Here is a 14929-nt window from a genome sequence, read left to right as displayed (position 1 = left end):
TTTTTAGTAAATATCAGTTAGTAATTCAAACTTAAATATACTGTCTTTAATTTCATTGAAACCGTCTTCCATCGGAATGTGGTTTCCACTCGTTTTAACGCATTATCCCGAATTTTTTCTCCAAATAAAAGATCTTGTTTAACTTGAGAATGGAGAACTGGGTGAACAATGTATTCAATAAGTGATGCTACATCGATAAGAGCAAGAGATGGAGTAATTGTTTTTTGTTCAGCAATTTGCATGGTTTTTAATAATGATATAATACCATATCGGAGATAATCACTATGTTCTACCGGAACTAAGATGCCAGTTCCATCAGAAGGATGATCTTCGATATGTAGGATTGATTCCTTTAACCCACCCACAGAAGTAGCAATAATGGGTAAGCGAGAAACCATTGCTTCTAAGGCGACAATACCAAATGGTTCCCAACGGCTTGGACAACAATATAAATCAGCCGAAAGGTGAGCTAACAAATAAATACTCCCAGCAATACCAAAAATGAAGCGAACATTATTAGGATATTTTCGAGCAAATACCATATAAGATCGAAGATCATCAATGGAATAAGGAGTGGGAACCATTAAAAAGAGAAATTTAACATTAGGAATAACATCAATTACTTTAGGAATGGCCGAAAAAATTGTTTCAATACCCTTCTGGGGAGAAACGCGACCAGTAACTAACACTAAAGGCCCATCTTCCTTAAAGGGATCCACTGAACCATCAGGATGATATGGTAAGTCTGTAAATTCTTCAGCAATCACAGCTTTTACTTCAGAACTGTTAATTCTTGGTTCATCCGCAGGTAAATTTCCCAATATCTTTGTTAGAAATTCTTTACGCAAATCCCAAGATTTGATTGTTTCCTCTGTTTTAGAGCCAAAATATTCTTGAAATCGATTAAATACCATTGAACGATGTTTTTGATAATCCCAATCACAACCATTCCATGTAAAATCACATTTCCAACGTATAATATCTCCCCCACAATTGGGAATAATATCAGAATGTAAGAAGTTTTCACTCACTGCAATTACCTTATCTGCAATCGCACATCCAATCTTCTCCAAGGTCGGAATGGCATCATCATTTCCTTTACAAATAGCGAAAATACCCCTCATTCTTTGCCATAATCGGAGGGTTCCAATTTTGACCAGCATCAACTCATTATTTACGCCGCATTTCCAGAAAAATTCTAAATCTCTCCTAGGCCATGTTAATAAATGCATGGTGATAATTGATCTAACATCTTTGCCTACCAAATTCAATTCCTGTTTACAACATAATAAAGCAGGAACTGGATGATGATCATGAATATGAATTATATCTGGGATAGAATCTGTATGATTGAAAATTGTATAACGCATGTACTCGCGCATTACTAAAGAAAACAAGCCTAACTTCGCATTCAGTGTCGAAGCGCCATAAATTTCAGTATCATTTAAAATGTATGATGAAATAGAATTTGTGCCAACGAGTAAATTAATAGGAACATTGTCAAGAACACCATGCCAAATTTCGGCTTTAAAATGGTTAATATCTGTGTCCTCTAAAATTTCTGGGAATAATTTCGTGAATTTTTTATCATTATTTGAAATTCCAAAGTATAAAGGATCAAAACGACCCTTTAAAATCAATTTATTCCCTTTTTCATCTTTGAGAGGTGTGAGGTGCAATTTTTCTCGTAATTTTTGATGTTTTCCATGCGAAGGCATGAATAGTTCCAAATCTAATTCGGGTTCAGTGGCTAAAGAACGGCATTGATTGGCTGAAACTTCCCCCAACCCTCCAAACTTTGCGATCCCGGCATATTCAAAAGCCATAACCCATATTTTTTTTTTGTTCACAAAAGAACTATGTTAGGAATTTTAAAAAATATACCAGTTCTAAATTGTCCCAAGATAGTGAATTTTTAAAAACATGTCCAAAATGAAATATTAGAGAACAAATTATTTGCCAAAAAATTTTTGTACTTCTTGTTCAATGATTCCCGTGTGTTTTGGCACCTTAACCATGGCACGACGGACCCAATCAGACAAATAGGGAGAATAAGTCCCAAATCGATAATCCATTAAAACAATCAACCCTTTATCCGTCATTCGACGGATTGGCCTTCCACATCCTTGATTAGATCTCTGCATTGCAGGAGCAATATAGCCAAAAACTCGCCCCTTACGGGGAAAAAGTTTCTCATAATAAGCAATCTTTGCATTTCCACTAGGTGTGGGACGTTGAAAGGGAACCCCACATATAATCACAGCATTCATTTGATCTCCTGGAAAATCTTCCCCTTCACTATTTCGTCCCCCACTTACCCCTAATAGAACTGCACCATTGAAATCAGAGCGACTTGCATAGGAACGGAATTGTTCCACGATTATATCATTATCACTCGCAGTTAGCCCATTTTTTTCTCGAAAGGCTTTTTTATTACACATTTTAGCTAATCTTTCTAAACCATTATCCCATAATCCATTGACTACTTCATATGAAGCACAAAATATCCCAACATTTTTTGGGGTATTCAATAATATGGGTTTGATAGCAATTAACATCTCCCGATACATGGATATTGTGCGCTGATCCCCTTTTGTATTTAATTCTGCGGTGAGAAGAACCTTTACATTTTCTTCTGGAAACGGAGGTTTCATTTTAATAATTTTGAGCATTTTCCCAGAATGATTTAAACCCAATAAATGAGTGTAGGTAAAGGGATGTAATGTCCCGGAGAGCGATAGAGTCGCAAAACTCTCTTTGAAAATCGCATCTGTGATGGACCGTGGAGATAAGCATTTCAATTCTAATGCAACGCTTTTGCCCTTACTGGTATTTTTTAAAGTAATACAGGCAAAATATGCTGGATCATCAATACGTTCCAGAAAATTTTCAAAAAATTCGCATATTGGAGCAATAAAATTACGGGGAACTTGGCCTTGATCAATTTTTTCTTGTTCGATAGCGTCACCATAATCTTTCAAATCAAGAAGAATGTCTTTAATATCTCGGACTGACCCCAATTTGTTTTTGTTTAAAATTGTTTGGATAAATTTAGAGGGATCTAGTTCCATCTCATCAGTTATACGATCTTTTACAACCTCGAGCATTTTTCGCAAATTTTTAACAAAGTTGACCAACTTAAATTTAGCACGAGTAACTTCAAGATCTTTGAGAGCTTGTCGCAAACCAAAGGGAGTTAAGCGGAAAGAATTGATCCCATTGGCCATTTCAGGAAGATTATGACATTCATCCATAATGATAATACAATCAGATAATCCCACACCCAACGATTCTAAAAAGTTTTCTCGAATATTTGGATCAAAAATCCATTGATAATTACACACAATGATATCCTCATGTTCTAATAATATCTTACTTAGGAAATAAGGACATACATCATCTTGCTCAGAAAAATCCATCAAATCTTGAGCATCTAAAGGCATATTTGCCAATGCATCAATTTCATCTTGAAAACCTTTGGTTTTTTTCCTTTTGAATAGTTGATTAAAATAACGACATTTTTTATTCTTTCGTAAAGTAGAACACAAACTCATTGATTCTTGAGGAGGTAATTGTAATCGTTGAAGAGTTTTATGGGGGCACATTTCATTTCGACCCCGCAGACTTACAGCCCCAATAGTTTCTTGAATTTGCAGTTTTGCAAATTTTTGAGTTATTTCCTTAGTTTCTTGAATAACTCGGGCATTTTGAGTGTATGTTCTTGAGCAAAATAAAATTTTTCGTTTCTTATCATTCAAAGCGATTGGTAAAGCAGCAGAAAGAGCCATTATTGTTTTCCCAGTCCCGTTAGATGCGATTAAGATGGCATTTTTTCCCAATGCAATTGCTTCAGAAATATTTTGAATAACACGCTCTTGTTCTGGACGATAAGAATCATAGGGAAAAAAATCATGATAACCTAAGATTTTTGATGTAGTTTTAAGAAAGGAATCTATTTTGTCGGGATCGGTTTCGGGCATAAACTCACACGTTTTAGAAATTTTATTTCTGTTTATTATTGCGAGCTAATAAAAGTTTGAATCTTTTTTAGAAGTACCCCTTATCCACTTAATAAATCATGCTTATAAATGTAATTTCCAAACCTTTAAAATTAAAAGATACTACAAAGAAGGTAAAGATGCCAGATCATGGAATATTAAGGGATGAAGAACTCAAAATAAGCAATTTTTGGCATACACCGGAATTTCTTTTATCTATAATTCCATATTTAATTGGACTTGTTTTAATCTATATTGAAGGTTGGACTTCTCCCCAATTGTTTTTGTTTCCAATAATTACTTGGTTTGGCACCATTTTTTTCTGTATACTTTGGATTTTTAAGGTATCAACTCAACCAAGAACTGATTGCGTTTCCATCAATCCGTTAAGTTCTGAAAAGTTATTGTGGTATATTTTCTTGGTATCTTCCCTTTCACAAATAATAATCCTCTTAATTTTAGGATTGGATGCAAAGATTCACCCCCAATTGATGGATAATTATGCGCATTTTTTCATTTTGCCTGTGATTTTAATATATTGCTTGACATGGTTTTGGGTAATATGGTTTTCAATTAGTGGTTCTAGCACTAAAATTCAGCATCAAATAATGTTAGATAATTCCGACCATGCCCAATCGAAAGCCCCGGATATTATTATTGCAACCTTTAGTACAAAAAACAGAAAACGGTATGAGATGATTCTAATTATTGGGTGGTTCATAATATTGGCAATAACTGTGATTGACAGCCTGTTCATATTCTTAACTGCAGGTTTACGGGGATTATGGAGAGTAAATATAAGCTTTCCTATCGATAATGATGCAGAAGTATTGCAAGTTTATTTTTCAGGCCTTATCTACATTGTGATGGGTTTATTTCCATTCCTCGCAGGCACTATAGAGTGGTTGATCATTAAAAAATTCAAAACTTATTATAAAAATATTGTAAAACAATTAGAACGCAATCAAACAATGCTAAATTCATCGGAAAAAGCCACAATTATACATGGATTGAAAAGTTTTAAAATTTAAATACCGATTAGAAAAAAAACAATTAAGATATTGTTTGCGATTACTCGTCGATCAAAATTTCGTAATCATCATCGACTTTCTGGTATCGCACAGAGTTTCCCCATTGGTTATGGGTAAAAATTATGTCCCCTTCAACCTTTTCTACAGTAATCGTATAAGGTAATTGACGCTTTTCTTGGATATCTACTTCATAAAAAGTAAATTCTTCTGACATGTTTTTTAAAAAGAAATGAAAAAAATTAAATTTTTCTAATTTAGGTTTAAGAATTAATTGAATTCTTTCAATTTATCCGATAGTTCAATTATCTGTTGCCCACTATCTCGGATCGTTTTGAATAAAGAACTGAAAAGACTACCAGAACTTGAAATAACTTTATAAATAAGCACCATAGCCATTTGTGAAGGAATGCTTAGGATTGCAGTAGAAATAATCATCATCTGATCAACTAATTGAGCTATAAGAAGATCCTTTTTTTCTTGCTGTCCCTGGTCATAAGCACTTTTCTCAGATTCTTTTACATTATGCGTCTTGAACTCTTCATAAAGAGAAGGTTTCAAAGTTGAAAAATCAATTCCTAAATCCTTCAATGCTTTCTCTACACCTAAGAAGAAAAGATCGAGCACTTTTTTCTCTGGAATATTCTGTAAATTAGTAACAAAGGTTTCTGGTGCCATTCCTTCAAATACGGCACTCAAATATCCTTTAAATTCACCAATAATATTAACGGGAATAAATTTTTCGGCATTATTTTTCATGAATAGAAAAATATGAGCATAAACTTTCGCAAAACTCTTATTTTTAAAGAATGTCTCTGGTAATTGTCCCCATTCATTTGATAAATGAATTCCGATAAACCCAAGTATTTGAATTATTTTTTCTTCATCATTCGTGAAATGATCCAAAAATTCTACCGAAGGCATCTTAGATATTTTTTCTATGGCATTGGATAACGGAACACGGAGCAATCCTTCTGGAGATTCCATCATATTATCCAATTTATCAAGATCAATATTTTCGGTAATTTTTGCCCATATTTCATTATTTTTCTTTATTTCTGCAGAATCTGAAGCATTTGAACGTGAGTTGGAAGCAGAAATATGGTTAAAAGTAAAATCAGGGAGTTCATCTTCAGTTGGTAATACTTGACAACGAAATTCAAAATGGGTATCACCATGGAGAGCATTACTACTGTTAATTAAAGTAATCCGTTCATCCCTACCTTTAACTTTTAAAACAAAACTACTTACTTGAGTAAGTAATCCCGACATTAATGCACCATAGCCATTTTCTCCATACCATAATTTATCCCATGGAAGATTATCCCGCAATGGGTCTTTTCCCATATCAAAAGTCATGGGATCATTTTTTATTTTATAGGTTAATATGGGGCGAATTGGATCTGAGTGATCCCATTCAGTGGTATAATCACCCATAGGCTGACCAAAATAAATTTGCCACATTAATGGAACATATTCCAAAACTTTGATAGGATCAGAAGGAAACATACGGAAAACGGCCAATTGGCGTTCTGCACTTTCTTGAGCGGATACGTATCCTAATTTATATGAATCCTCAATTGTTTGTTTCCCATTTTTAGTCAAATCGAATATTTCCCGATAGATTTCTCGATAAATTAACTGATAGAATAAGGAGGGTACATTTCGACCCAATAATGTTCCAGCTTTGATGGCAATCCACTTAAAAGTACTACTCATGTAAAAACCCCACTTTGTTGGCAGTATACTGATGGATACAAGATTTATGCCCATAAGTTTTACTTTCAATGACAGCACTATCAATAACATTATAACCTAATCTTTCCAACATTTCAGAAATCATCCCAATCTCTATCGTACATCCTGCTAAATCAATATCATCATATTGATACTTACATAAAGCACATTTAGTATCTTGAATAGTGTAGACATTTCCTTCTTGTAAAACTTTAACTTTACTACTTAAAGTCAAATTGTAAAGTTCTCGGAATAAATTTTTTAATTCTTTAGATTGCGGAGCAATCTCTTTTATAAAGCTTGCACCAATATTTTTGCCCATCTCTAAGTATCGCCGTTCCAACTCATCTTGAGAAACATTGAAACGCTTCATATATCTTTGAAGCCAATAAAGGGAATTTCTCATTTGATTAAACCCCATTTTCTGAGATAGAAGGGAATAGCGAGTATTTTCTTTGTTTTCTGTCATTCTTCTTAGGCTCTCTATATGTGGTATGGATTAAGCTTTAATAAAATTTAATTGATTTCATAATAATTACAATGAAAAAGTGGGAAAAGTAAAATATGATTTAAAACAAAATAGAAATAGATAAGGGAATTAAAGATGAAATGGAAGAATAAACCTTTTTGTAATAAATGCAACCAAGAATTTGAGGTGCCATACCTTTGGTGTCCGAATTGCAATAATTTGATCTTTATTCATCCGATTACCGGCCCTCCTATTGAAAAAATTGAACTAAAATCAATGTGGTCTTTGATCCCTTTTTTACCCAAATATGAACAGCAAATCACCCTTTTTGAGGGAAATACTCCAGTTATCCCAATTCAGAATATGGAAAATTTAAAAAACTTAAATCTAAAACTTGAATTTAGGAATCCAACGGGTTCATTTCGTGATCGTGCGAGTGCCCTAATCACTTCAGATATTCTATCAAAAAATTTTTCAAAAATCATTTCTGCAAGCACAGGATCATTTGGTATAAGCCTAGCGGCATATAGTGCAAAAGGACAGATTTCTTCCACTAACATTTTACCCAAACAGATGGATTTAGCCAAAATTGAACAAATCAAAGTTTATGGATCTGAAGTGATTCAAGCAGGGAAAAATCTCGATGAAGCCATTTCTTTGGCCAATGAATTAACTTTATCAAAAAAGAGTTACTTCCCCACCCCAAATAATAATTTACTCACAATCGAGGGACAAAAGACAATCGCTTTAGAATTAATTCTCCAAATGAAAAATATCGAGAGTATTATTGTACCTCGAGGTTCGGGAACCTTGATATTGTCAATTTACAGAGGATTTCAAGATGCCCTGGCTTCAAAATGGATAAGTAAAATTCCAAAAATATTTGCAGTCTCTCTCAAAAAAAGCGATGGAGCATTTTTAGCGGAATCGCTTAAATTGGAAAATCCATTCTTGATTAATGAAGTCAATTCTATTTTAAAACTTACAGAAGGAGAAGAATTACAAATAGACGCTTCCGAAATGACAAAGGATGCCTTAGATCTTGCCAAATATGAAGGATTGTTTATTGAACCAGCTTCCGCATCAGTAATTTCGGCAGCAAAATCTCTTATACAGAAAGAACAAATTGATCCAAAGACTTCTGTGGCAATTTTAACCGGTTCTGGATTAAATGCTCTAAATGTTTTTGCATCACAAATGAGGGATATAAAAAAGGTAGTGTGGGGTATTTCTGAGTTCTCAACCCAAAGATTTGAAATTCTAAATTTAGTAGCAGAAAAAAAAGCAAATCATGGTTATGCAATTTGGGGAGCTTTGGGTAAAAAGAAATCATTACAGTCAATTTACCAACATATCAACAATCTTGTTGAGGATGGATTGATTATTGATACCATTCCAGACCAAAAAAAAGCATTATATATATTAACAAACAAAGGGCAAGAAATGTTAGAAAAAATGAGGGATTTGATAGATTTAGGTAAATAATTAAAATTATTTTTCAATTTGTGAGAGATTTATGAGAGTATTTATTGCATTTTGCAACTTCTGCAATTGATCTTGAGAAATTTTTAACTCATCAGTAATTTTAATTATTTCTTGTTCATAATCTTTACATTTTTGAGTTAATCGAGCATTTTCGCGATTGTTTGATTCATAATCTAACTGTAAATTTTCATAGCGATTTTCCAAAGAAGCGAGTAATGATTGGGCATGCGCTAATGAAGATATTTCCTGGGGCTCATTTTTTTTTTTTTCCCGAATATTGACATCTTTTATTAAGGATTGGACTTCATCTACAGAATTATCATCTTTTAGCGGTTCGTCATCTGCTTCAATTTCGGCATCCATTTCAATTTCATCCTCCACATCAAGATCTTCATCCACTTCCAGGACTTCTTCAGATTCATGTTCTTCTTCATCCTGAAATTCGAATTCGTAGTCAAAATTTTCTAAAAGAACTGATTCAGGAGAAAAAATGACTAAGGAAGCATAATTTTCTTCATCACTTTCCGAATCCCAAAGGCCAATTCTCACCACTTCTTGCCCCATTGAAAATAAATGTGTGATTAAATTTTTCAGATTAATCGAACCAACAAGATTTAAATCCTCTTCTTCCGGAAATCCCGTAGAAATATTATATACACAATAATTCTCAATGTTCGACAACCCCCCTTCATTTTCATAAACCTTGATGGATGTGGAATCAATTGAGACAATTTTTTTAGTTATCCTTAATGCTTCCGATTTTTTCTGAGTTTCAATTAAAATTGAATTCATAGAAATATCTGTTGAAAAAACAGCTTTAATCGACTGAGTAAAAAACGGATCTAATATTTTTAATTTGTTATAAGTTAGATGATTCAAAACTTTCGTAACATCACTTTTAACATCCATAATGAATAAATTTGACATCTTACAATACATCCAATATAAATCTAATGATTTTTAGGTTATTTCTAGTAGTAATCTTCCAAAGATTTTCTCCATTTTAAATACATGGATTTTTTGTAAATTAATTTTCCCTTATTTAAACTTTGCGTGGATTCCAGCAAAAATAGGGATCTTTACACAAAATTGGCAAGGAAATGGGTGTCAATTACCCATAAATACGTGATTTTTAAGTTTAAAAAAAGAAAATAAAGTGATAAAAATAGATCATTCCAATTGCATCAGATCATGAAGATGAAGAATTTCATCTTGCAGCTCTTTCAACTGTGCTGAAACAGTTAGTAATTCTTTCTCTTTTTCGTTTAAGGTTCGCTTGAGTTTTTTATTATTTAATTTTTCAGATTGAAGGTTTTTTATCAACTTTTCATTTTTCAATTTTTGATGATGAACTTTTTCTTTCCATGTTTCAATTTCAATAGCCTTAGATTGCATTTTTGAAGAAAATTGTTTTAAAATTACCATAGAAGAAGAAATTGGAATTGTTTGCTCCACAACAGATCGCGGTGTTGTATCAGCATTGAGTAATTTTACCTCAGGTTTCTGGACAATATTAGTTTCCGACTTTTTATCTAAATTTGATTCGCTTTTCACTTGATTGGATTGGAGTTTAAGGGTTTTTGTAGATTTTTTTGGTTTTTTAGTTTTTCGCGAGTTAGAATCTTCTTTTTTCTCCTTCTTTAATTCGGTTCGGATAATCTGATCATTTTGAGCGAGTAAATCCGGTTTTAGTTCTTTTTCACCTAAATCAACATTGCTATTGGGTTGGAATAATTCTGGAAATTCAAAATTATAATCAAACATAGATAGAACTTGAGAATCGGTAGAAAAAATGGATATAATCACAAAATCACACTCATTGGACGGGTCTACCATCCCAATAGTCACCACATCTGCATCAGATTCAAAAATGTGTAATATTTCAGTTTTTAAATTAGTATTGCCATAAATTTTAATTTCTTCTTCAGGAAATCCTGTTGAAATCTTATAAATAGAAAAATTTTCAAATTTAGAAATAATTGTGTCAATGTTTTCGTTATGAATGGACTCATTGTCAATAGCGACCATCTTACCAGTCAATTGTGTGACCCCTTTTTCATTTTCAGCTTCGATATATACCTGATTGTGAGAATTTTGGTAAATCATTACAGATTGGATCAAATCGGAATAATAGGCATGGAGCATATTGATCTTTTTATAGACAACATTATAATGGACTTTTTGAATTTTATCTGACTTAACGTTAAGAGTATATAAATTATGCAACGGAAGAACCTCATTTCTGTTTGTTTTTGAATTGTTATTTAAAAAGATTAAGGTTCTTTTTAAAATAAAAGTAACTATACTTTACTTTTCATCAAGAATAATATTAATTGGACCAATTTCAAACAATTTGCATTAATTTTTCTTCAAAAAAGGGGCAATTTTCTCTTGTTGAACATGTACTGTATCTATAATTTAAAGTAAAAAAAATGACTTTTATGTAATAAAAAATCATGCAACGAACTCTCCTCACATCAATATCTTTTTTAGGAAGAATTGATCTAAATAGAATGTATGGCGCTTGACTATTTTGGAAATCCGGACTATATTAACTCCCATTTTATTGTGAAGCAAATTTGCGATGTATGCTCAAAAGAGATTTTCACAGAAAACCCTTTAGAGAAATGCATTGTTTGCGAAAAAAGTCTTTGCCCTTCATGCGATTATCACGGATTCTGTAAAAAGGATTATGAAGCTTTAACCATGGATGAAAAAACAAAAATTGAGAATGCTGAACAAAATTTTTCCTCAAAAAACAAGTGGCGATTCATTGGTTTATTTGGAAATACGATCATTTTATTTGTAGGATTTATTCTAATGATGGTAAGTGATCCGGGCACAATCCTCTTCATCGTGAGTACGGTTTTGATAATCCTTCCAATTATTGACATGTTTGGAATAATTTTTGTATATTTCCGGTCATTTAATCGTGTTATCGATTTTAAACGGAACATCTTTTCCCATCATGAAAATTAAAGGAATCAAGTCCCTTCCAATCCATTTGAGGGGTTAGATCAGTGGGTAGAAGGTAAATCGAAATCAGGGGGAACTATAAATTTTTCAACTTTTTGTTCAATATCATATTGATCAGTCTTTTAAAATATCTTAGGGCAATTTATTACTTCGGCTTTGAGGAAAGCAATCATTAAATTAAAATTTGAGTTTAAACTATGTGGACTAAGCGTGATGAAAATGGAAAAAGATTATCACTATATTCAAGAGGTTCTTTCTCCCGATTTCGTGGGAAAAAGAGTCAAAATCCGTGGATGGGTGTATCGTCAGCGTAACAGTAAAAAAATGGCCTTTATTGTGCTACGAGATGGTACTGAGACACTGCAATGCACCGGAAAAAAAGACCAACTTAGTGAAGAATTATTCAATATGTTATGTGAGGTAAAATATGAATCCTCAGTAATTATTGAAGGGAATATTAAAGAGGATAATCGCGCTCCAAATGGTTATGAAATGCAAATTGAAAACTTTACTATTATTCAGATGGCAGAAACATTTCCAATTCAAAAAGATCAGAGTGATTCCTTTCTTTTAGATTACCGTCATCTTTGGGTTCGAAGTCAAAAATTAACTCATAGTTTCCGAGTAAAAGCAAAATTATTGCAGGGTGCTCGAGAATACTTCGATCAACAAGGATATGTAGAAATGACCCCCCCTATCATTACAGGAAGTTCATGTGAAGGAGGAAGCACCCTTTTTGAGTTGAATTATTTCGGGAAAAAGGCGTTTCTATCCCAATCTGCTCAATTATATTTAGAGACATTAATCTTTGCCCATCAAAATGTCTACTCCTTAACTCCAAGTTTTCGAGCAGAAAAGTCAAGAACAAACCGACATCTTGCAGAATATTGGCATTTAGAAGCAGAAGCGGCGTTTTTGGATTTAAATGGAATAATAAAATTTGAAGATGGTTTAGTATGTGCAATGATCCATAAAGTTGCTCAAGATGAACCAAAAGCATTGAAAGCTCTCGGTAGAGATCCTCAAGATTTGTTAAATATTGAAGGCCCTTTTGATCGAATCCATTATGATGAAGCCATTGATATTATAAACAAGAAAGGAGTCGAAATTCCATGGGGAGAAGATTTTGGAACCCATCATGAACGGGCATTAACCGAAGATCTGAAATCACCTGTCCATGTCACCCATTTCCCACGGAAAATTAAGGCCTTCTACATGAAAACTTTAGATGGAAAATATGCAGAAGCGAATGATCTCTTAGCACCCGAAGGTTATGGAGAATTAATTGGATCAAGTCAACGGGAAGAAGATATTAATGTGATTATTGACAATTTAAAACGAGATGGATCTAAAATTGCCGATTATGAATGGTATCTCGATCTCCGACGATATGGAAGTGTCCAACACTCCGGGTTTGGAATGGGAATCGAACGTATGATGCGCTGGGTATGCAATTTAGACCACATTCGAGATACAATTGCTTATCCCCGAGTTATGAATCGAAACACACCTTAATTCATAAAAACAATTTTTTTTTCAAACTCTCTTATTATAATAATCCATATCAAGGTTTTACCTTATTTTATGAATCACTGATGCTTATTTAGTCCAATTTTTCCTAATATATTATGAGAAACTTCTTCAAACGAGAAAAAAAAAAAGAGCCGATTATCCATTCACATCCAATTCTAGATGATGAATGCCACAACTTAAACAATATAAAGATTTTAGGTAGAGACAATCTTCATGTTCACTTGAATGTTGAAAAAGGTCACGAACACGAATGTTTTGATATAGATTAGTCGATGAATAACACTTCGATTAATTCTTTTTTGTAATTCTTTTTAATGTACAAAATCTTATCTCTGATCATGACCACTCATATTGAACTACCAGAAATTAAGGAATTCTACCGCGTGAAATCTTCAGATTTTGACCGAGCGTGTAAAATTTTGGGGGAAGCTTTTCGGGATGATCCTATATGGAAAGAAATATTATTTGATGCTCCCGAGAAGTTTTCGGTATTGTTTGGAGTACCATTAAAGTATGCATTAAAATATGGAATGATTTATGCTCCATCTTCCGAACTTGAAGGTATCGCAGTGTGGCTTGATTCATCCAAAGTAGAAATGAAAATATGGCGAATGATGCGAAGTGGATCTATTCCAATTGCCATGAAACTTGGTGGAAAAATTGCAGGGCGGATGAGTAAAACATTCTCCCAAATTACCAAAGACCGAAGAAAAAATATTGAAGCACCTTATTACTACCTCTATGTCTTAGGAATTGCATCAGATCGTCAAGGACAAGGAATTGGATCAAAGTTTATGCAAAAATTTATTGAAAATCTCCCCCCTAAAGTTCCATTATATTTGGAAACTGAATCGGAACGTAACGTCCGATTTTATGAAAAATTAGGATTTAAAGTTGTCAAAAAAATAACCATTCCAACCTATAATCTCCCAATGTGGGAAATGGTTCATCCAGGTAGAAAGGAAATTCAATAGATTAAATTTTTGAATTGAAATTATTTTTTCTAATGACTTTTTAATCAATTCTATTCTATGAGAAACCTACTCTATATTAAGGAATAAAGAATTATAAAGGAATCATTCTATTGTATTCGTATGGAAGTTCTCCAAAAAGACATGAGTTTGAAAAAATGGAAAAAAATGCATAACTGGTATAGAGTAATTGTTTTTTTACAGAATCTTATCTTTTCGATAATAAGCAATTTCGCAATTAATCCAATTGTAAGTAATTTCAGTCTACTAATTACTATTATAACCTGCATATCGGGTATTGGCTGGATTGGAGCAATTTACTATAAACCAGTAAGCAAAATATATTTGTTCATATTTGCTGTTTGTAGATATGTTTTTGGGCTTATTTATATTTTAAATATGGCAAGCCTTTATTTTTTAGTATTTGTGGCATTTGTAATGGATACACCCAATTTCTTAAGAATAACTTGGTTTATTATATGTTCTTGTATTATAATTAGCAGTTTTTTCAACTTATGGGATTGTATTCAAGCGCCTTATGGTTTTCACACTCTGGATCTTGATCATATCCCAAAAAACAGACTTAGAAAGATGAAAAACATAAAAAAATGCGGTTTTATCTTGTTATGGATGAATATTGGAGTGATTTGTGCATCTCTAATTGTAGAAGCAATCTTATTCAGTTTGTAGTGTTATGGAATGGGCCAAATTTAAATTTTTGAATTGAGAACA

General features: G+C 32.9%; 13 protein-coding genes. 6 read left to right on the top strand and 7 right to left on the bottom strand.

Going from position 1 to position 14929, the window contains the following annotated elements:
* Positions 1 to 17: 17 nt before the first annotated feature.
* Entirely contained in the window at positions 18 to 1850 is a 1833-nt protein-coding gene (locus NEF87_RS22695; RefSeq protein ID WP_457917626.1) for a glycosyltransferase, read from the bottom strand.
* Between the two features lie 102 nt (positions 1851 to 1952).
* On the bottom strand, positions 1953 to 3980 hold the full coding sequence (locus NEF87_RS22690; protein ID WP_371803798.1) for a helicase C-terminal domain-containing protein: 2028 nt from the start codon (positions 3978 to 3980) through the stop codon (positions 1953 to 1955).
* Between the two features lie 98 nt (positions 3981 to 4078).
* On the opposite strand from NEF87_RS22690, the gene NEF87_RS22685 reads away from it, so the two are divergent.
* The gene (locus NEF87_RS22685) at positions 4079 to 5029 is read left to right on the top strand and encodes a hypothetical protein (RefSeq protein ID WP_457917625.1); all 951 of its coding nucleotides are present in this window, start codon (positions 4079 to 4081) and stop codon (positions 5027 to 5029) included.
* A gap of 40 nt (positions 5030 to 5069) precedes the next feature.
* On the opposite strand, the gene NEF87_RS22680 is transcribed toward NEF87_RS22685, so the two are convergent.
* From NEF87_RS22680 to NEF87_RS22670, 3 genes are read right to left on the bottom strand one after another with little or no spacing between them, the layout of a single operon-like run.
* Positions 5070 to 5243 carry a hypothetical protein gene (locus NEF87_RS22680; RefSeq protein ID WP_371803796.1) on the bottom strand — a complete coding sequence of 58 codons (174 nt, stop codon included), beginning with the start codon at positions 5241 to 5243 and terminating at the stop codon, positions 5070 to 5072.
* Between the two features lie 53 nt (positions 5244 to 5296).
* Positions 5297 to 6745, bottom strand: coding sequence for a hypothetical protein (locus NEF87_RS22675; protein ID WP_457917624.1), 1449 nt, complete (start codon positions 6743 to 6745; stop codon positions 5297 to 5299).
* Positions 6738 to 7232, bottom strand: a complete 495-nt coding sequence (locus tag NEF87_RS22670) for a hypothetical protein (RefSeq protein ID WP_371803794.1) — start codon at positions 7230 to 7232, stop codon at positions 6738 to 6740. The genes NEF87_RS22675 and NEF87_RS22670 overlap by 8 nt, the downstream gene beginning before the upstream one ends.
* A 135-nt stretch (positions 7233 to 7367) precedes the next feature.
* Here NEF87_RS22670 and NEF87_RS22665 point away from each other — a divergent pair, with 135 nt between their 5' ends.
* The gene (locus NEF87_RS22665; protein WP_457917623.1) at positions 7368 to 8717 is read left to right on the top strand and encodes a pyridoxal-phosphate dependent enzyme; all 1350 of its coding nucleotides are present in this window, start codon (positions 7368 to 7370) and stop codon (positions 8715 to 8717) included.
* A gap of 6 nt (positions 8718 to 8723) precedes the next feature.
* On the opposite strand, the gene NEF87_RS22660 is transcribed toward NEF87_RS22665, so the two are convergent.
* The gene (locus NEF87_RS22660) at positions 8724 to 9644 is read right to left on the bottom strand and encodes a hypothetical protein (protein WP_457917622.1); all 921 of its coding nucleotides are present in this window, start codon (positions 9642 to 9644) and stop codon (positions 8724 to 8726) included.
* 243 nt (positions 9645 to 9887) lie between these two features.
* On the bottom strand, positions 9888 to 10943 hold the full coding sequence (locus NEF87_RS22655) for a hypothetical protein (protein WP_457917621.1): 1056 nt from the start codon (positions 10941 to 10943) through the stop codon (positions 9888 to 9890).
* 291 nt (positions 10944 to 11234) lie between these two features.
* On the opposite strand from NEF87_RS22655, the gene NEF87_RS22650 reads away from it, so the two are divergent.
* The 4 genes from NEF87_RS22650 (at position 11235) to NEF87_RS22635 (ending at position 14887) form a co-directional block, all read left to right on the top strand.
* Positions 11235 to 11696, top strand: a complete 462-nt coding sequence (locus tag NEF87_RS22650; protein WP_371803790.1) for a hypothetical protein — start codon at positions 11235 to 11237, stop codon at positions 11694 to 11696.
* A 216-nt stretch (positions 11697 to 11912) separates the two neighbouring features.
* Positions 11913 to 13208, top strand: coding sequence for an asparagine--tRNA ligase (asnS, locus tag NEF87_RS22645; RefSeq protein ID WP_457917620.1), 1296 nt, complete (start codon positions 11913 to 11915; stop codon positions 13206 to 13208).
* Between the two features lie 356 nt (positions 13209 to 13564).
* Positions 13565 to 14200, top strand: coding sequence for a GNAT family N-acetyltransferase (locus tag NEF87_RS22640; RefSeq protein WP_457917619.1), 636 nt, complete (start codon positions 13565 to 13567; stop codon positions 14198 to 14200).
* A gap of 120 nt (positions 14201 to 14320) precedes the next feature.
* A complete protein-coding gene (locus NEF87_RS22635) occupies positions 14321 to 14887 on the top strand; it encodes a hypothetical protein (RefSeq protein ID WP_457917618.1) in 567 nt (188 codons plus the stop codon).
* Positions 14888 to 14929: the final 42 nt, after the last annotated feature.

It is taken from the genome of Candidatus Lokiarchaeum ossiferum, from assembly GCA_025839675.1.
GTDB classification, from domain to species: Archaea; Asgardarchaeota; Lokiarchaeia; order Sigyniarchaeales; family Promethearchaeaceae; genus Lokiarchaeum; species Lokiarchaeum ossiferum.
The sequence above is the reverse complement of the archived record's forward strand: the minus strand, read 5'-3'. Positions and strand labels throughout refer to the sequence as shown.